The 17,880-nt window shown below is 70.6% G+C and carries 16 protein-coding genes; 3 read left to right on the plus strand and 13 right to left on the minus strand.

The window, feature by feature from the left end; translation table 11 throughout:
- Positions 1–192: 192 nt before the first annotated feature.
- The 4 genes from NIE111_RS06845 to NIE111_RS06860 form a co-directional block, all read right to left on the minus strand.
- Complete coding sequence (locus NIE111_RS06845) at positions 193–786, minus strand: GTP-binding protein (RefSeq protein WP_007455465.1); 594 nt, start codon at positions 784–786, stop codon at positions 193–195.
- A 1-nt stretch (position 787) separates the two neighbouring features.
- Positions 788–1,162 (minus strand): DUF742 domain-containing protein, encoded by a 375-nt coding sequence (locus NIE111_RS06850; RefSeq protein ID WP_124820399.1) that lies wholly within the window; start codon positions 1,160–1,162, stop codon positions 788–790.
- Positions 1,163–1,260: 98 nt separating this feature from the next.
- Positions 1,261–1,665, minus strand: coding sequence for a roadblock/LC7 domain-containing protein (locus NIE111_RS06855; RefSeq protein WP_030329023.1), 405 nt, complete (start codon positions 1,663–1,665; stop codon positions 1,261–1,263).
- Positions 1,662–5,342: a nitrate- and nitrite sensing domain-containing protein gene (locus NIE111_RS06860; RefSeq protein ID WP_238683574.1), complete on the minus strand. Its 3,681-nt coding sequence runs from the start codon at positions 5,340–5,342 to the stop codon at positions 1,662–1,664. The genes NIE111_RS06855 and NIE111_RS06860 overlap by 4 nt, the downstream gene beginning before the upstream one ends.
- A 502-nt stretch (positions 5,343–5,844) precedes the next feature.
- Here NIE111_RS06860 and NIE111_RS06865 point away from each other — a divergent pair.
- On the plus strand, positions 5,845–6,138 hold the full coding sequence (locus NIE111_RS06865; RefSeq protein WP_238683575.1) for a hypothetical protein: 294 nt from the start codon (positions 5,845–5,847) through the stop codon (positions 6,136–6,138).
- A gap of 2 nt (positions 6,139–6,140) precedes the next feature.
- Here the strand turns inward: NIE111_RS06865 and NIE111_RS06870 are convergent, their stop codons facing one another.
- Together NIE111_RS06870 and NIE111_RS06875 are read right to left on the minus strand one after the other, a co-directional pair.
- A complete protein-coding gene (locus NIE111_RS06870) occupies positions 6,141–7,214 on the minus strand; it encodes an adenosine deaminase (protein WP_238683576.1) in 1,074 nt (357 codons plus the stop codon).
- A gap of 53 nt (positions 7,215–7,267) precedes the next feature.
- Complete coding sequence (locus NIE111_RS06875) at positions 7,268–7,690, minus strand: PPOX class F420-dependent oxidoreductase (protein ID WP_238683577.1); 423 nt, start codon at positions 7,688–7,690, stop codon at positions 7,268–7,270.
- 57 nt (positions 7,691–7,747) lie between these two features.
- On the opposite strand from NIE111_RS06875, the gene NIE111_RS06880 reads away from it, so the two are divergent.
- Both NIE111_RS06880 and NIE111_RS06885 read left to right on the plus strand, forming a co-directional pair.
- A complete protein-coding gene (locus tag NIE111_RS06880) occupies positions 7,748–8,236 on the plus strand; it encodes a MarR family winged helix-turn-helix transcriptional regulator (protein ID WP_238683578.1) in 489 nt (162 codons plus the stop codon).
- A 1-nt stretch (position 8,237) separates the two neighbouring features.
- Positions 8,238–9,116: a putative RNA methyltransferase gene (locus tag NIE111_RS06885; RefSeq protein ID WP_238683579.1), complete on the plus strand. Its 879-nt coding sequence runs from the start codon at positions 8,238–8,240 to the stop codon at positions 9,114–9,116.
- 2 nt (positions 9,117–9,118) lie between these two features.
- Here NIE111_RS06885 and NIE111_RS06890 read toward each other — a convergent pair whose 3' ends face one another.
- The 7 genes from NIE111_RS06890 to NIE111_RS06920 form a co-directional block, all read right to left on the minus strand.
- Entirely contained in the window at positions 9,119–9,799 is a 681-nt protein-coding gene (locus NIE111_RS06890; protein WP_238683580.1) for a DUF4272 domain-containing protein, read from the minus strand.
- Between the two features lie 110 nt (positions 9,800–9,909).
- Complete coding sequence (locus NIE111_RS06895) at positions 9,910–11,193, minus strand: thymidine phosphorylase (RefSeq protein WP_238683581.1); 1,284 nt, start codon at positions 11,191–11,193, stop codon at positions 9,910–9,912.
- Positions 11,194–11,367: 174 nt separating this feature from the next.
- The gene (locus NIE111_RS06900; RefSeq protein ID WP_238683582.1) at positions 11,368–12,078 is read right to left on the minus strand and encodes a cytidine deaminase; all 711 of its coding nucleotides are present in this window, start codon (positions 12,076–12,078) and stop codon (positions 11,368–11,370) included.
- Between the two features lie 190 nt (positions 12,079–12,268).
- On the minus strand, positions 12,269–13,549 hold the full coding sequence (locus NIE111_RS06905; RefSeq protein WP_238683583.1) for an ABC transporter permease: 1,281 nt from the start codon (positions 13,547–13,549) through the stop codon (positions 12,269–12,271).
- 3 nt (positions 13,550–13,552) lie between these two features.
- Complete coding sequence (locus tag NIE111_RS06910; RefSeq protein ID WP_238683584.1) at positions 13,553–14,926, minus strand: ABC transporter permease; 1,374 nt, start codon at positions 14,924–14,926, stop codon at positions 13,553–13,555.
- Positions 14,923–16,557: an ABC transporter ATP-binding protein gene (locus NIE111_RS06915; protein ID WP_238683849.1), complete on the minus strand. Its 1,635-nt coding sequence runs from the start codon at positions 16,555–16,557 to the stop codon at positions 14,923–14,925. The genes NIE111_RS06910 and NIE111_RS06915 overlap by 4 nt, the downstream gene beginning before the upstream one ends.
- 191 nt (positions 16,558–16,748) lie before the next feature.
- Positions 16,749–17,816, minus strand: coding sequence for a BMP family lipoprotein (locus NIE111_RS06920; RefSeq protein WP_238683850.1), 1,068 nt, complete (start codon positions 17,814–17,816; stop codon positions 16,749–16,751).
- Positions 17,817–17,880 lie beyond the last annotated feature (64 nt).

The raw sequence follows: 17,880 nt of genomic DNA on the forward strand, positions 1-17,880 counted from the left end.
AGAAGCCGCCTCGCGAGGACCGTGGCTGGGCCTGGCCCCCGGGAAGGGGCTGACAGCTTCCAGGTCGTCAGGAGGCGGCTTGGCGGCGCGCAGGCTCGTCTGAGCGACGAGTCGGCGCGGAGGCACTCACCGGGGCGGCTGGCAGCGCCCGGTGGCGGCCGGAGCCACCACCGGGGCGTGCAGCGTCCCGGATCAGGCCGGGGCGACGGCGCGCGTACGGCGCATGGTCAGCACGTACTCGACCAGCGAGATCAGCACGTGCTTCGTCGACTCCCGGTTACGGGCGTCGCAGGCCACCACCGGCACGTCGCTCGAGATCGCCAAGGCGTCCCGGACGTCCTGCGGGTCGTGGTACTGCATCCCGTCGAAGCAGTTGATCGCCACCAGGTACGGCAGGCGTCGGTGCTCGAAGAAGTCGATCGCCGCGAAGCAGTCGGCCAGCCGGCGAGTGTCCACCAGCACGACCGCACCGATCGCACCCCGCACCAGTTCGTCCCACATGAACCAGAAACGGGTCTGACCCGGCGTACCGAACAGGTACAGGATCAGGTCACGGTCGATCGAGATCCGGCCGAAGTCCATGGCCACCGTGGTCGTCGTCTTGCCCGGCACCTGCCGGGTGTCGTCGACGCCCACGCCAGCGGAGGTCATGATGGCCTCGGTGGTCAGCGGCGTGATCTCCGAGACCGAGCCGACCAGCGTCGTCTTACCGACGCCGAATCCACCGGCAATAACGATCTTCGCCGACGTCACGCGGCCGCTCGGGTTCGGCGGGCGGTGCGACATGTCAGAGCCTGCGAAGTCCACTCAGCACCCTCTCCAGCAGTTCAGTGCCCACCGCGTCGTCGGAGTCGTCCAAAATGGTCGGCTCGTGGACCGCGACCAGGCCGTCCGTCGCCATGTCGGCGATGAGCACCCGGGCCACACCGAGCGGGAGCTGCATCCGCGCCGCGATCTCCGCGAGCGATTGCACGCGACCGTCACACAGCGCGGCGATGTACTGGTGTTCGCGGCCACCACCGTTGCCATTGGCAGCGGTACGGCCGCGCACCGTCGTCTCGACGAGCGCCTCCAGCGCGATGTCGAGCCGGGGACGGGTGCGACCACGGGTCACGGCGTATGGACGGACCAACGCTCCGGTCGGTTCGTCACGATCGGCCATCTCGCCGCTCACCTCCTTCGCACCCGTTACCGGCTCCCACCGGTGAAACCCGTCGTTGTCGTTGTTGCAGTCGTGCCGACCTCACGATCGGCGAGACGTCAGCCCAGCATGCCTGCGGCCGCACGCGGCTGCGGGGTCAGTGCGTCGCCCACCCGGTCGACCAGCAGCGCCATCTCGTAGCCAACCTGGCCCACGTCGGAGCTGCGGGCTGCCAGCACGGCGAAGGACGAGCCGTCCGAGATGGACATCAGGAACAGGAAGCCATTGTCCATCTCCACGACGGTCTGCAACACCGCGCCTCCCTCGAAGCAGCGTGCCGCCCCTTGGGTCAGGCTGACCAGACCCGACGAGATCGCGGCGAGCTGGTCTGCCCGGTCGCGCGGCAGATCCCGTGACGACGCGAGGAGTAGGCCGTCCGCCGATACGGCGACCGCATGCGCGACGCCGGGCACCCGGTCGGCGAAGTTGGCCAGCAGCCAACCAAGATCCTGCGTAGTTGTCATCCTTCTTGCTCCTTCTGCCCGCTCCCGGCCACCGGGCCTGAGCCAGACTGCGAGGATTGCCCTCCCGGAGTCGCCTCCGGGCTGGTCGGGTTGTCCGAGGTGCTACGCCCTCGCTGCACGCCCCGGTGGTAGGCGGAGAGCAGGCCACGAACCGCCTCCGGGGAGCGCCGCTGGACCGAGGTGGTGGGCTTCTCTACCGCACCGGGTACCAGCTGCGCCATCGGCTTGCGCTTCGGCAGACCGGTAGTGGTGGTCTCGCTCACCGGCGCCGCGCCGGCCGCTGCGGAGGCAGCACGCCAGCCGTCGTCGGCGGCGGTCTGCCAGCCGTTGCTCTGCGGTTGGGGCCGGCGGTTCGGCAGGCTCTCGGCGAGGCTGGGGCGGGTGCCCTCGTTCGCTGTGGAGCCGTTGTCCCGCGGCGCTCCTCCGACCGTCGGAGTGTCTGCCATCGGTGTGTTACCTGTCGTCCCGGGTGGTGTCTTGTGGACTGCCCGACCGCTGGCCTCGACTGTGGCGAACTGCTGGGTCGCGGAGTCGCCGTTCGTCGTTGGCTGAGCGCCGGCCGCGGTCTCCTCGGAGCCCGGGCGACGGGTACGGAACCAGGCCGACTCGAGCTCCCGGAAGATCGGCAGCTCCATCGTCTCATCCGCGTACCGCTGACGGTTCTGCGCCTGCGGCTGCTGCGGTGCCGGCCGGGTCTGCGGTGCCGGCCGGGTCTGCGGAGCCGGAGCCGGAGCTGCTGCCGGAGTCGGCGCTGGAGCCGGAGGCTGGGCTGCGGCCGGCTGCTCGCCGGGTCGCGGCACCCGCGGCAGCTCCGTCGTCATGTCCAGCGCGGCGGCGAGCCGCTCGGGCACCGGCGGGGTGGCCGTGTCCCGGTCGCTACCCGGCACTGGCGGCCAAGCCGGCGGCGCCGGAGCGTTGGGTGCCTGCGCGGGCGGGGCGGATCGGGGCGCGAAGCCGCTGAACGACTGGCTGGACGCCGGCGGCGCCGAGTAGGGCTGGTTCGAGTACGGCAGACCGGACGACGGCGAGGCCGAGACCGGCGACGCGGACACCGGCGGACCGGCGTACGGCTGCCCGGAGGCCGGAGCGGCGGACACCGGCGCGCCGCCGTACGGCGCGCCCGAGTAGGGCTGTCCGGAGTACGGCTGTCCGGAGTACGGCTGGCCGGAGGCCGGCGAGGCGGAGACCGGCGCACCGGAGTAGGGCTGCGCGGAAACCGGTGGTGCCGAGTACGGGTGCGTCTCGGGGCTGCTCGGCAGCTGACGCGGAATGGACGGCTGCTGGCCGGTGGTCGGGGTCTCGTCCCCGGCCCGGCGCTGCGGCAGCGGGTCGGCCCCCGGGCCGTTCGCCGAGCGGGGGGTGAACCCGTCGCCGCCGTTGACGCCGTTCGTCCCGGCCGCGCCGGTCAGATCGGACCAGGCCGGCATCGAGCGGTACGCGCCGCCGTTGGCGGGGGTGCCGGCACCGTTACGCGTCGCGGGGTCGAACGGGCGACCGCCCAGGGTGACCTGGTTGCCGGACTCGCTCGGGCGGGGGCCGTTGCCCAGCGCGGGCAGCGCGCCGAAGACCGGCGCCGGCCCACCGGACTGCGGACCACCAAACTGGGGAGCACCGGACTGCGGGCCACCGAACTGGTGAGTACCGGCCGCCGGCAGCGCCGGAGGCTGCTGCACCCGACCGGACAGCGCCCGGGGCACCAGCACCGAGGTCGGCAGGCTCACTTCGGCGACGGTGCCGCGATCGTTGCCGGGGCGCAGCTCGACCCGGACACCGTGCCGCGACGCCAGCCGGGCGACCACGACCAGGCCCATCATCCGGGACACGGCCACGTCCACCTGGGGCGGCGTCGCGAGCCGCTCGTTGAGGTCGTGCAGCTGGTCGGCGCTGATGCCGATGCCGCGGTCCTCGACGTACAGCGAGGAGCGGTCGCCGACTCGGCGAGCCTCGACCATGACCTGCGAGTCGGGCGGGGAGAACGCTGTGGCGTTGTCGAACAGCTCCGCGACGAGGTGCACCAGGTCGTTGACCGCGTGCGCGGCGACCTCGATGTCGCGGTCGATGACACCGAAATCGATCCGGGTGTAGTGCTCGACCTCGGACTGCGCGGCGCGCAGCACGTCGATGAGGGCGGCCGGCTCACGCTGCACACGGGTGGAGTCGGCACCGGCGAGCACGAGCAGGTTCTCGTCGTTACGGCGCATCCGGGTGGCCAGGTGGTCGAGCTGGAACAGCTCGGCCAGCCGGTCCGGGTCCTCCTCGCCGCGCTCCAGCCGGTCGAGGTGCCCGATGAGGCGGTCGACCAGGATCTGGGAACGGCGGGCCAGGTTGACGAACATGGTCGCGACGGAGGCACGCAGTGCCGCCTGCTCGGCGGCCGTGCGGACGGCTTCCAGGTGGACGGCGTTGAACGCCTCGGTCACCTGGCCGAACTCGTCCTTGCTGCGCACCGGCAGCGGTTCGGCGATCTGGTTGGCCAGCTGCACCGGGGAGAGCTGCCCGACGACCTGCGGGTCGCGCAGACGGGCCACCGCCTGTGGCAGGCCGTACTGGGCGACGGAGAGCGCGCCCTGCCGCAGCTCACGGAGTGAGCGGGCCATCGAGCGGGCCACCAGGTAGGCGAAGAGGATGGCCAGCAGCAGCATGCTGAGCAGCAGGCCGGTCTCCAGGAAGACCTGGCGCTGGACGTCCGAGCGGAGGGTGTCGGCCTGGTTGACCACTTCACTGTCGAGCTTCCGCTCGACGGTGCGGATCAGCTTGGCGTTGGCCGTCATGGCGGCTTCCCACTGGTCCGGGCCGAACGGCGCACCGCGCATGTCGCCGGTGGTGTTGCCGTCGATCCAGCCGGTGTAGTTCTGTGCCTGCCGGCGGTCGCCGCCCGCGACCGTCTGGTCGTGGAACTTCGCGTCGTCCGGGGTGGCGACGGCCTTGAAGCTCTGCAGAGCCTGCTGCTGACCGGTGTCACTGGCGACGTAGTCCCTGCGCAGTGCCGGGGTCAGGCGCTGTCGGCCCTGAACGCCCAGCGCGCGGTGCACGACGACCCGGCGTACGGCCAGGAACTCCTTCTCCCGGGCGACCGCCGCGGCGGCGCGCATCCGGTCGCTCAGTTGGTTGTCACCGGCGAGCTGCGTGGACGAGTCGCGGATGGCGAGCAGGTCACTGATCAGACCCTCGTACGCCTGCACGGTCTCGGTGAGCGCGAGCTTTCCGTTGAACACCTGGCTGCGGACGCCCGCCAGGTCCTGGAGGTTCTGGTCGATGCTGTCGAGCAGACCCTCGAGGCTGCTCGGCAGGTCCTCGACCTCGGCCCGCTGCTGCCGGTACGGGGCCGCATCCTGATCCACCCGGGAGTTCACCCGGTTGTAGGCCTCCTGGTACTGGGCCGTCGGCTGCGTCCCGTTCGCGCCCAGCAGCAGCACGGCGGCGGTCCGCTCGTCCTGCAGGCTGTCGACCAGATCACCTGAATAGCTCGACAGATTCGCCAGGTCGCCAGCTCGGTTGGCATTGTTGAGCGTCTCCACGTGGTCGATAAGACCACTGGTGCCCACCACGACCGTGGCGATGGTCGGCACGATCATGATGAGACCGAGCTTGGACCAGATCGGCATGTCCCGGAGCCGGCTGGCCGGCCGGCGCAGCCGCGACAGGAAGGAGCCCGCCGTCTTTGGCCGTTTGCTCACGTCACCGCCCTCGCGATTACAGCTTGAACGCGTTGCCCCGGGCAACGCCCAGCGACCGACCCGGCGGGTCGGACCCCCGAGATTCCATCACGCCGGTCGACAAGAAGAAAGCCCAGGTTGTCCCGGACCGAAGGTGTGATGAGATGTTGATGCGATTTGATAGCAGTCTGTCTGGCCGGAGTAACTGAAGGTAATGGAACATCCGCACCGTGTTGTCCTACTGGCCGGCCCATCGGGGTCCGGAAAGTCGTACATAGCGCAGCAAACCGGTTTGCCGGTGCTGTGCTTGGACGACTTCTACAAAGACGGCGATGACCCTACGTTGCCGAGACGAAACGGGCAGGTGGATTGGGAATCGCCGCACTCTTGGGACGCCCCCAGTGCGGTGGAAATCATTGCCCAACTAGCCCGCGAGGGCCGAGCCGATGTGCCGGTTTATGCGATCGGTGCCGATCGACGGGTGGCCACCCGGCCATTTGATGTCGCCGGATCGCCACTTTTCGTGGCCGAAGGGATCTTCGCCGCCGAGATCGTCGAGGAGTGCCGCAGCCGCGGCCTGCTCGCCGGGGCGTACGCGCTGCGCCGCCCGCGCGGGGCCACCTTCCTGCGCCGACTCGCCCGCGACCTGTCCGAGCAGCGCAAGGCGCCTCGGGTGCTGATTCGACGCGGGGTGTCGCTGCTACGGGCCGAGCCCGCGGTGCTGCGTCGGCAGATGGGCCTCGGCGCGGAGGCGGCCCGCGCCCGGGAGGTGCTGCGCCGGGTGGCCGGGCTGCTCGCCGGCCACCCACATGGCTGAGCTCAGGCCAACAGCTTCGCGTACGCCGGCTTGATCAGGTCATCGATGATCCGCAGCCGCTCGTCGAACGGGATGAAGGCGCTCTTCATCGCGTTGATGGTGAACCACTGCAACTCTTTCCAGCCGTAGCCGAACGTCTCCACCAGCAGCGACATCTCCCGCGACATCGAGGTGCCGCTCATCAACCGGTTGTCGGTGTTGACTGTGGCCCGGAAACGCAGGTCCCGCAGCAGGCCGATCGGGTGGTCCGCGATCGAGGCCACCGCGCCGGTCTGCACGTTCGACGAGGGGCACAGCTCCAGGGGGATCCGCTTGTCCCGGACGTACGCGGCCAGCCGGCCGAGTGATCCGTCGGGTGCGATGTCGTCGACGATCCGCACCCCGTGGCCGAGCCGGTCCGCCCCGCACCACTGGATCGCCTGCCAGATGGAGGGCAGACCGAACGCCTCGCCGGCGTGGATGGTGAAGTGGAAGTTCTCCCGCTGCAGGTACTCGAAGGCGTCCAGGTGCCGGGTGGGCGGGAAGCCCGCCTCGGCGCCGGCGATGTCGAAGCCGACCACCCCGGCGTCCCGGTGCCGAACGGCCAGCTCGGCGATCTCCTGGGAACGGGCGGCGTGCCGCATCGCGGTGAGCAGGGTGCCCACCCGGATGGTCAGGCCCGCCTCGACCGCCTGTGCGGTGCCCTCGGCGAACCCGGCCAGCACCGCCTCGACCACCTCGTCCAGGCTGAGGTCCCGTTCCAGGTGCTGCTCCGGGGCGAACCGCACCTCGGCGTAGACCACACCGTCGGCGGCCAGGTCGAGGGCGCACTCGCGGGCGACCCGACGCAGCGCGGGCGCGGTCTGCATGACCGCCACTGTGTGCGCGAACGTCTCGAGGTAGCGCTCCAGGGAGCCGGAGTCCGCCGCGTCCGCGAACCAGCGTCCGAGCGCCTCCGGGTCGGTGGTGGGCAGTTCGTGGCCCACCTCGGCGGCCAGGTCGACGATCGTCGCCGGCCTCAGCCCGCCGTCGAGGTGATCGTGCAGCAGCGCCTTCGGGACCTTGACGATGTCCTCGTACCGGATAGTTGCGACCATGCTCAGACCCTAGTCAGCGGCCTGGACGGACCGGTACGGGACCGGCCGGGGCGTCACGGCCGCCAGCCGTACACCCGGTGCACGTCGAGCCGGATCACGAGCCGCCCGTCGGCAACCATGGCGGCCCGGTAGTCCGCCCAGTCCGGGTGGTCGCCGCGAATCCGGCGGTAGACCTCGACCAGTTCGTCGACCGTCTCGTCGGTGGTGGCCCCTGCCGGCTCGCTGAGCGTCACGGTCCCCTCCGCGACCGCGTACGCGTCGCCGTCCGGAGTGGTCACGTGGAAGCTGGCCCGGGGATCACGGCGCAGGTTGCGCACCTTCGCCCGGTCCCCGGTGGTGGAGCAGCGGATCAACCCCGGCTCGGCCAGGTAGTCGAGGTTGGAGAGCTGGGGCCGCCCGTCCCGACGCACTGTGACCAGCACTCCGCGCCCTCGCTGACCGAACAGCTCCCACAGTCGGTCGGAATTGGTTGACATGTCATCGAATCTAGAGCCAGATCGATGACATGTCAACGAAAGCGTTAGACTCGACGGATGGACGCACCCCGGTGGCTGGACGAACGCGAGGACCGCGCCTGGCGCGGCTACCGCAGGATGCGTCGACTGCTCGACCTGGAGCTGGCCCGGGAGCTGGCCCAGGACGCCGGCCTCTCCGAGCCGGACTACGACGTGCTGTCCGACCTCTCCGAGACCCCGCATGGGCAGCTACGCCTGCGGGAGCTGGCAGACCGCATGCTGTGGTCGCGCAGCCGGCTCTCCCACCACCTGACCCGGATGCAGCAGCGCGGCCTGGTGACCCGCGAGGAGTGCGCCGATGACGCCCGGGGCTCGGTCGTCGTCCTCACCCCCGCCGGGCGGCAGGCCATCGAGTCCGCCGCCCCCGGCCACGTGGCCGCCGTCCGCCGACACCTGATCGACCTGCTCACCCCGGCGGAGATCGACGCCCTCGGCGCGCTCACCCACCGGGTGGTCGACCACCTCGGTGGGCGGGCGCCCCAGCCACGGCACGATGCGGAGGTCTGACGTGGACCCCCGCATCCTCGACCGGCTGCGCTGCCCGATTTGTGGCGAGCCGCTGGCCGAGGCGACCGCCGGCACCACCAGTGCGCTGCGCTGCCCGCGCCGGCACAGCTTCGACATCGCCCGGCAGGGATACGTCAACCTCCTCGCCGGGCGCGCCCCGCACGTCGGCGACAGCGCCGAGATGGTGGCCGCCCGGGCGGACTTCCTCGCCGCCGGGCACTACGACCACATCTCGGCCGCCCTCTCCACCGCCGCGACGGAAGCCGCCGGTCGGCGCCACGCGTCGCCGACACCCGACTTCGGGGCGTACCCCTTGGTGGTGGATGCCGGCGCCGGCACCGGCCGGTACCTCGGCGCGGTGCTGGCGGCACTGCCGGACGCCGTGGGTCTGGCCCTCGACGTGTCCAAGCCGGCGCTGCGCCGCGCCGCCCGCGCGCATCCCCGGGCCGCCGCCGCGCTCGCCGACACCTGGCAGCGACTGCCGCTCGCGGACGCCTCGACCGCCGTGCTGCTGAACGTCTTCGCCCCGCGCAACGGCCCGGAGTTCCACCGGGTGCTCGACCCGGCCGGCACGTTGCTGGTGGTCACGCCCGACACCGACCACCTCGCCGAGCTGGTGGACGCCCTCGACCTGCTGCGGGTGGACCCGGACAAGGCCGACCGGGTAGCCGGCAGCCTGGGTGAGCACTTCACGCCGGTCAGCTCGACCGTGCACCGGGCGGAACTGGCGCTGACCCGGCCGGAGGTCGCCACACTGGTCGGGATGGGCCCCAGCGCCTGGCACACCGACCCAGCCGCGCTCGCCACCCGGCTGGCCGCGCTGCCCGACCCGATCCGGGTCACGGTGGCGGTCCGGCTCGACGTCCTGCGACCTCGCTGACCTCAGGTGGAGAGGTCGACCTCTTCCCAGCCGGGCGGCTCGTCGTGGTACGGCCCACGCAGGATGACCGCCCACTCCAGCGCCCAACGCCGCTGCCCGATCGCGTTCGCGTCGACCAGGCCCGGCGCCCGCCGGCCGCCGCGCTCGGTCTCCAGGTACGCCCAGTCCAGGCAGTAGTGCAGGTCGAGCAGGGCGGCCGCGTCGGCCGGGTGCTGCGGCGCGGTGAGGATCCGGGAGCGCCAGTGCGGGAAGGTCTCCCCCTGGGCGATGTGCGGCAGCCGCTCGACCAGCCGCTCGTCGACGGCCAGCGTCGGATCGAGCTGTTTGCTCAGCCCGAGCACCCAGGCCAGCGCGAAGAGCGCGTCGTGGTGCAGCACGAACGACCGGTGGTCACCCTTGCCGCCCATCACGAACTGCCACTCCGGCGGGGTGACCATGTCGACCAGGTGCGAGCCGAGCAGCCAGCTCATCGCCGCCTGCGGGGGCATCCCGAAACAGCGGGCCAGGATCAGGTGCAACACAGCGATCCGCGCCTCGATCTCCACTGTCGGGCGCAGGTCGATCTGGTCACCCGGCTCCCACACGAGGGGAAACTGGGCCGGCGGCAACGGCAGGCCGAGCCGGGACAACTCGTCCAGGCTCGCCTCGCGCACCTCACGTGGGTCGGGGGCAGCAACGGTCACGGCGGATCTTCCTGTCTGCTCGCGCCGGCGCAAGGCCGGTTGTCCCCCCTTGGCCTGCGACAATAGCGCTCCCAGGTGACCGGCACCACGCCAGGGCGACGCCGGATCGATCAGCCGATGCGCTCGATGACCAACGACGTCGCCGCCGGAGCCGTCGGCGCGATCCGCACCGCGTTGGCGGCCTCGGTCAGCGCGGCCGGAATCCGCGTCGCGTCGTCGGCACGCAGCTCGTAGAGCGCGTCACCGGCCCGCACCTCGTCACCCGGCCGCTTGTGCAACACCACACCGGCCGGCACGCTGACCGGGTCCTCCTTGCGCGCCCGACCCGCGCCGAGCCGCCACGCCGCAACCCCCATGGCGTACGCGTCGACGGCCGCGACGTACCCGTCCCGCTCGGCGCGGACCACCTCCACCTCGGCGGCCGTCGGCATCGGCGCGTCCGGGTCGCCGCCCTGCGCCCGGATCATCGCCCGCCACGAGTCCATGGCCCGGCCGTCGCGCAGCGCCGCAGCCGGATCGGCGTCCGGCAGTCCCGCGGCGTCGAGCATCTCCCGGGCCAGTGCGAGGGTCAGCTCCACCACGTCGGCCGGTCCGCCACCGGCCAGCACCTCGACCGACTCGGTCACCTCGACCGCGTTGCCGATCGCCAGGCCGAGCGGGGTGGACATGTCGGTGAGCAGGGCGACAGTCCGCACACCGTGCGCGCCGCCCAGCTCGACCATGGTGCGGGCCAACTCGCGGGCCTGGTCGACGGACTTCATGAAGGCGCCCGAGCCGACCTTGACGTCGAGGACCAGCGCCCCGGTGCCCTCGGCGATCTTCTTGCTCATGATCGAGCTGGCGATCAGCGGGATCGCCTCCACGGTGCCGGTCACGTCGCGCAACGCGTACAGCTTGCGGTCGGCGGGGGCGAGCCCGGAACCGGCCGCACAGATCACCGCACCGACCTCGTCCAGCTGGGCGATGAACTCGTCGTTGCTCACCGTGGCCCGCCAGCCCGGGATGGACTCCAACTTGTCCAGCGTGCCGCCGGTGTGCCCGAGACCCCGGCCGCTCAGCTGCGGCACTGCCGCGCCACACGCCGCCACCAGCGGGGTGAGCGGCAGAGTGATCTTGTCGCCGACGCCGCCGGTGGAGTGCTTGTCGACAGTCGGGCGGCGTACCGCCGACAGGTCCAACCGCTCACCGCTGGCGATCATCGCGGCGGTCCACCGAGCGATCTCCGGGCCGGTCATGCCGTTGAGCAGGATCGCCATGGCCAGCGCTGACATCTGCTCGTCGGCGACAACCCCCCGGGTGTACGCGTCGACCACCCAGTCGATCTGCGCGTCCGACAGCACACCGCCATCCCGCTTGACCCGAATAACGTCAACAGCAGCAAAACCACTACTCATCAGAAGATCTTCCCTAGTCGGATGGAGATGCCGCCCCGCAACCGTGCCCTGGAACGGCGGGTGCCCACGACGGGGCCGGGGCCGACCGTGCCCGGCGGAGGGATCAAGCCTGACCGCCGGGAGCCGGGCACGGTCGGCCCCGGCCCCCAACCGCAACCAAACCCAAACTCAAGCTCAACCAGCAGCCCAGCGCACCGGAATCTCCACCGGCGGCTCACCCTCGCCAGCCCAGAAGATCGTGCCGGTGGCGTCCACCACTACCACCCGGGGCGTGCGGGCCAGACCCCAGGTGATCACCTCGGCCGGGTCTGCCCAGCTCGGCGCCTCCTCCAGCACCCCGGTCTCGGCGCCGGCGTCGTCTCCCGCCGACCGCTCCCAGTACGCCGTCCAGACCTGCTGACCAGCGGACATGTCGGGATGCACGAAGACGGTGCCGCGTCCGCGCCAGGCGGCGAGCCGCTCCGGGACCACCGGCACCGGCGTCTCCCCGGTGACAGCTTCCAGGTCCTCCACGCCGAAGGCGTGCGGCAGCAGCTCGGCCATCCGCAGTGGCCGGGTCTTGCTCTCGATCAGGCACTCCGGCCCGCCGTGCTCCCAGAGCAGCTGCCGGCAGCGGCCGCACGGCATCAACGGCTCACCGGTCGCGTCGACACAGGAGAGCGCGACGAGCCGGCCGCCACCGGTGGCGTGCAGGCTGGACACGACCCCGCACTCGGCGCAGAGCGTCACCCCGTACGCGGCGTTCTCCACGTTGCAGCCGACCACGACACGGCCGTCGTCGACCAGCGCGGCGGCGCCGACCGGGAACGTCGAGTACGGCGCGTACGCGTGCCTCATCGCTTCGATGGCGGCGGCGCGCAACCGCGCCCAGTCAATGTCGGTCATTCCACCATCCTGCCGAAGTAGCCCAGGTCAGAAGCCGTCAGGGTACTGCGATCGGCACGTCGGCCCGCAGTGAGCCGCGCTGCCGCGCCGGCCCGCCGGCCGGTCGATCATGCGGTTGTGGTGGCCGACAGATGCAACGTCGCGACTTCTGTGTGGCACCACAACTCCATGATCGACGGACCAGCGCGGGTCAGCCCTTGATGTACGGCTTGCCGTCGGCGGCCGGTGCCCGGACCCGGCCGACCAGCCCGGCGACGGCCAGGATGGTCGCCAGGTAGGGCAGCATGGCGAGGAACTGGCTGGGGATCGAGCTGCTGATCGCGCCCAGGTAGGTAGCGAGCTGGTCGGCGAATCCGAAGAAGAGCGCGGCGAGCAGCGCGCCGGTCGGGTTCCACCGGCCGAAGATCAGCGCGGCCAGGGCGATGAAGCCCTTACCGCCGATCATGTTCTTGGTGAACGAGTAGAGCGCCAGCGTGTAGGACGCGCCGCCGATGCCGGCGACCACACCGGCCAGCAGCACGTTGCGGTAGCGGACCCGCAGCACCTTGACGCCGAGCGTGTCGGCGGCGATCGGGTGCTCACCGACCGAGCGGGTCCGCAGCCCCCACCGGGTACGGAACAACCCGATGTGGATCACCAGCACCAGGAACAGCCCGAGGTAGAGGAAGATGTTGCCGCGGAACAGCGCCGGCCCGAGCACCGGGATGTCCTTCAGCAGCGGAATCTCCCAGTTGCTGAACCGGGGCGCGCTGTTGTACTTCTCGGCGTCGGTCTGCATCAGCCGCTCGTAGAGGAAGCCGGTGACGCCGACCGCCAGCAGGTTCAGCACGATGCCCATGACGACCTGGTCGACCAGGTAGCGGATGGCGAAGACGGCGAGCAGCAGCGAGATGAACGCGCCGCCGATGGCGGCGGCGACCAGGCCCACCCACACGCTTCCGGAGATGCTGCCGAACAGGGCCCCGCTGAACGCGCCCATCAGCAGTTGGCCCTCGATGGCCACGTTGACCACACCGGAGCGTTCGCAGAGCACCCCGGCGAGCGCACCGAAGATCAGCGGCAGGGCCAGGATGAACGTGCCCCGGATGATGTTGACCAGCGGCATGAAGTTCTGCCCGGCCGGCGCGGCGGAGACCTGCCAGCAGAGGAACGACAGCACGAAGCCGACGAGCCCGACGCCGAGCACGGGTAGGAACCAGCGCTTCGGCACCCCGGCGAGCAGCGCCGCGCCGGCGGCGATCGTGATGATCCCGAACAGGATCGCCCCGATGGTGCCGTTGATCTCCAGTGCGGCGCCGGCCGCGTCGTCGCTGAGGGTGAACCGGGCCTGCTGGTCGGTGGCGAGCGCGCCGAAGAGCACCGCCGACAGCAGGCCGAGCGCCAGCAGCGTGAGACCGACCTTCCGGCTGCGGGTCCAGAAGCCCTCGTCGACCGGGGCGACCGCGATGTCGGGGACAGCCATGGTGGACATGAGTTACCAGCCCTTCGCCAGGCTCGTCTGCAACCGGGCGGCGCGCGCGGCCCGGAGCTGGAAGATCGCCTTCACCAGGGCCGGTGCGGCGATGAAGATGACGATCAACGCCTGGAGCACTGTCACCAGCTCCAGCGAGATCCCGGAGTACGACTGCATCCGGTTACCACCGGCCTGCAGCGCCCCGAACAGCAGCGCGGCGAGCAACACTCCCCAGGGCTTCACCCGCCCGAGCAGCGCCACCAGGATGCCGTCGAAGCCGATCTGCGCGACCACCAGCGGGGTCAACGCGCTGGCGGTGGAGCCGAGCACCATGTTCGAGCCGCCGAGGCCCGCCAGGATTCCGGCGAAGACCATGATCAGGATGTACGTCCGGGTGACGCTGATGCCGGCGGTCCGGGCGGCGTCCGGGTTGGCGCCGACCGCGCGCAGCTCGAAGCCGAGCGTCGAGCGGTTGAGCAGCCAGGCGACCGCCCAGGTGGCCAGCACGGCGAGCAGGATGCCGGCGTGCACCCGCAGGTTGTCACCGAGCAGCCGGGGCAGTTGGGCGGAGGTGTCCACCGCCTTGCTGATCGCGTCGGTGCGGTTCGGGTCCTGCACGCCGTTCTGCACGATCAACCAGGTCAGGAAGTACGTGGCGACGTAGTTGAGCATGATCGTGTTGATCACCTCGTGCGCGCCGGCACGGGCCTTGAGGATGCCGGGGATGAAACCCCAGATCGCTCCGCCCAGCGCGCCGGCCAGCACCGCCACCAGCAGGTGCAGGCCGGGCGGCAGCGGCAGCAGGAAGCCGGCCAGCGCCGCCATGATCACGCCGATGGTGGCCTGGCCCTGGGCGCCGATGTTGAACAGGCCGCCCCGGAAGGCCAGCGCCACGGACAGACCGGTGAAGACCAGTGGCGCCGCGTAGGTCAGCGTCTCCGAGATCGGCGCGAGCACTGCCTGCCAGCCGTTGGCGCCGTCCAGCCAGCCGGAGAACGCCTCCGGGTCGAAGATCGAGCCCTTGAACAGGTTCGCGTACGCCTCGCTGACCAGCGTCCAACTGGAGTTGATCGCGTCGGACGGCCGGGAGGTGATGTACGAGTAGGTGGAGAGCACGTCGGGATCAGAGATGATCATCAGCACCGCGCCGACCACGATCGCCAGCACCAGCGACAGCAGCGTCACAGTGAAGGTGTTCGCTGCCCAGAGGTTGTCCAGGAACAACCGGCCCAGGCTGGGCTTCGGCTCGGGCTCCGGGCCCGGCTTCGCCACCGAGCGGTCCTGCTCAGTCGCCACCTCGGCGCGTTCGGTGTTGCCGAGCGCGTTCTGCGCGGCCTGCGCCTCGCTCGCCGGCTCCTTGTCCGGGGAGCCCGACTGCGGGTTGGGGTTGGTCATGACTCGTCCTCGCTCGCGGAGCCTGCGTCGCTCGCCGGGCCCCCGTCGGCCGCACCGGGGTTGTCGGCGGCGGATGCCGCACCGGGCTTGTCGGCGGCGGGTGCGGCGATGGCGTCGTGGGCCGCGTCCGGGCTGATGCCGGCCATCAGCAGACCGATCTCCTCACGCGGGGTGTCCGGGCCGACGATGCCGATGATCCGGCCGCGGTACATCACAGCGATCCGGTCGGCCAGCCCGATCACCTCGTCGAGCTCGCTGGAGACCACCAGAACGGCGGTGCCGATGTCCCGTTCGCGGATGACCTGGCTGTGGATGAACTCGATCGACCCGACGTCGACGCCACGGGTCGGTTGGGCGGCGATGAGGAGCTTCAGCGGCCGGGACAGCTCCCGGGCCACGATCACCTTCTGCTGGTTGCCACCGGAGAGGGTGCCCACCGCCGCGTCGGCCGATGAGGTGCGGACGTCGAACTGCTCGATCCGCTCCTTCGCCGAGGCGGCGATCGCGTCCGGCTTCAGCGCGAGCCCGGCACCGAACGGCGGCCGGTCGTAGATGTCCAGCACCAGGTTCTCCGCGACGCTGAACTCCTTGATCAGGCCGTCCACGCTGCGGTCCTCGGGCACGTAACCGACACCCGCCCGGAGCACCTTCTTGGGCTTCCAGCCGTTGATCCGGTCGCCAGCCAGGCTGATCGTGCCGGCGAGCGCCGGGCGCAGGCCCATGATCGCCTCGATCAGCTCGGTCTGACCGTTGCCCTGTACGCCCGCCACGCCGAGCACCTCGCCCGCGCGCACTGTCAGGTCGACGCCGTCGACAGCGCGGATCTGCCGGTCGTCGTCGACGACCAGCCCAGCCACCTCCAGCACCGGCTCGCCCGGCGTGGCCGGGGTCTTGTCCACTGTGAGCCGGACGTTGCGCCCGACCATCAACGCGGCCAGCTCGTCCCGGCTGGCCTCCGGCGAGGCGGTGCCGACGGTCTTTCCACGTCGGATCACTGTGATCCGGTCGGCGATGGCCTTGACCTCGCCGAGTTTGTGGGTGATGAAGACGATCGACTTGCCAGCCGCCTTGAGCGACCGCATGACCGTCAGCAACTCCTCGGTCTCCTGGGGGGTGAGCACCGCGGTCGGCTCGTCCAGGATGAGCAGGTCGACGTCGCGGGTGAGCGCCTTGACGATCTCGACTCGTTGCTGGATGCCGACCGGCAGGTCCTCGATCACCGCGTCCGGGTCGACCCGCAGGTTGTAGCGCTCGGACACCTCGGCGACCTCGCGCCGGGCCCGCCGCCGGTCCAGGAAGCCGGCGACGCCGCCCCTGATCTGCTCGGCGCCGAGCATGATGTTTTCGGTGACGGTGAAGACCGGCACCAGCATGAAGTGCTGGTGCACCATGCCGATCCCGGCTCCGATCGCGTCGGACGGGCCCTTCAGCTTCAGCGGCTTGCCGTCGACCAGGATCTCGCCCTCGTCGGGCTGGTACAGCCCGTAGAGCACGTTCATCAGGGTCGACTTGCCCGCGCCGTTCTCGCCGAGGAGGGCGTGAATCTCTCCAGGCTCCACCGTCAGGTCGATGTGATCGTTGGCGACCAGATCACCGAACCGCTTGGTGATGCCGCGCAGTTCGAGTCTCAGCGCAACCTCCTGGAGTGCGAGCGATGGTGCAGCGTAGCTGCCGTCGTACCGGCCGGACCGGACCGGCCGCCGTGGTGCGCGATCGGCCGCTCCGACCCCGCGGGGTATCCGCAGAGCCGGAGCGGCCGATCGGGTCGTACCTGTCCCCCGCCGACCCCCCCGATGATCTCACCGGAGCGGCCGGCCGGTTGTCACTTGGTCGGCTGGGCCTTCGAGGTGACGGTGATGGTGCCGGCGGCGATGTCCGCCTTGATCTTGTCGACCTCGGCCTTCAGCTCGGCCGGAACCTTGCTGTCGAAGTCGTGGTACGGGGCGATCGAGACACCGTTGTTGGCCAGGGTGCCGACGAAGCCCGGCTTGGCCGGCAGCTTGTCGCCGGCGGCGGCCTTGATCACGGCCTCCTTGACGGCCTCCGGGATGTTCTTGACCACGGTGGTCACGATCGCGGAGCAGTCCGGGGTGCTCTCGCAGCCGTCCACGTCCACCCAGATGGTGCTGTACTTGCCACCCGAGGCCTTGGCCGCGGCGGTGGTGCCGAGGCCGGAGCCGCCGGCGACCGGCATGATGATGTCCGCGCCCTGGGCGACCAGCGCGTCGGAGACCTTCTTGCCCTCGTCCTGCTTGTCGAAGGCGTTGGAGAAGGAGCCCTTCTGGGTCTCCTTGTTCCAGCCCAGCGCCTGGACGTTCTTGCCCTTGGTGGTGTTGAAGTACTTCACACCGTCGACGAAACCGTCCATGAAGATGGTCACCGGCGGGATCGGCACGGCGCCGTAGGTGCCGACCTTGCCGCTCTTGCTCATCCCGGCTGCCAGGTAGCCGGCCTGGAACGCGGCCTGGGCGGTGTCGAACTGCATCGGGTAGATGTTGTCCACGCCCGGGTTCGCGTCGACGATGCCGAACTCCTGGTTCGGGTTCGCCGTCGCGATCTTCTTGGTGGCGTCGCCCATCAGGCCACCGACCGCCAGGATGAAGTCGCACTTCTGGTTGACGAACTGCGTCAGGTTCGGCTCGTAGTCGGCCTCGGCCTTCGACGCGACGTACTTGATGTCGATGTTGTCGTTGGCGGCCTTGGCCTCCTCGAGGCCCTTCCAGGCCGAGGCGTTGAACGACTTGTCGTCGATGCCGCCAACGTCGGTCACCATGCAGGCGCTGAACTTCTTGGCGCCACTGCCGGCGTTGTTGTCATCCTTGGGCGCCTCGCCACAAGCGGCGGCGGTGAGCGCGAGCCCACCCACCGCGAAGATCGAGGCGATCCGCATCCCACGCACCGAGCGCAAGACGTCTCCTTCCCATTGCACACCGCGCCTTGTGCGGTGGCAGCCC

The sequence above is a fragment of the Micromonospora hortensis genome, from assembly GCF_022230935.1.
Lineage (GTDB): Bacteria > Actinomycetota > Actinomycetes > Mycobacteriales > Micromonosporaceae > Micromonospora > Micromonospora hortensis.

Bases quoted from the DNA above. Each gene is read 5' to 3' on its own strand.
- NIE111_RS06845 (WP_007455465.1), bottom strand. From the start codon at position 786: ATGTCGCACCGCCCGCCGAACCCGAGCGGCCGCGTGACGTCGGCGAAG.
- NIE111_RS06850 (WP_124820399.1), bottom strand. From the start codon at position 1,162: ATGGCCGATCGTGACGAACCGACCGGAGCGTTGGTCCGTCCATACGCC.
- NIE111_RS06855 (WP_030329023.1), bottom strand. From the start codon at position 1,665: ATGACAACTACGCAGGATCTTGGTTGGCTGCTGGCCAACTTCGCCGAC.
- NIE111_RS06870 (WP_238683576.1), bottom strand. From the start codon at position 7,214: ATGGTCGCAACTATCCGGTACGAGGACATCGTCAAGGTCCCGAAGGCG.
- NIE111_RS06875 (WP_238683577.1), bottom strand. From the start codon at position 7,690: ATGTCAACCAATTCCGACCGACTGTGGGAGCTGTTCGGTCAGCGAGGG.
- NIE111_RS06880 (WP_238683578.1), top strand. From the start codon at position 7,748: ATGGACGCACCCCGGTGGCTGGACGAACGCGAGGACCGCGCCTGGCGC.
- NIE111_RS06895 (WP_238683581.1), bottom strand. From the start codon at position 11,193: ATGAGTAGTGGTTTTGCTGCTGTTGACGTTATTCGGGTCAAGCGGGAT.
- NIE111_RS06900 (WP_238683582.1), bottom strand. From the start codon at position 12,078: ATGACCGACATTGACTGGGCGCGGTTGCGCGCCGCCGCCATCGAAGCG.
- NIE111_RS06905 (WP_238683583.1), bottom strand. From the start codon at position 13,549: ATGTCCACCATGGCTGTCCCCGACATCGCGGTCGCCCCGGTCGACGAG.
- NIE111_RS06910 (WP_238683584.1), bottom strand. From the start codon at position 14,926: ATGACCAACCCCAACCCGCAGTCGGGCTCCCCGGACAAGGAGCCGGCG.
- NIE111_RS06920 (WP_238683850.1), bottom strand. From the start codon at position 17,816: ATGCGGATCGCCTCGATCTTCGCGGTGGGTGGGCTCGCGCTCACCGCC.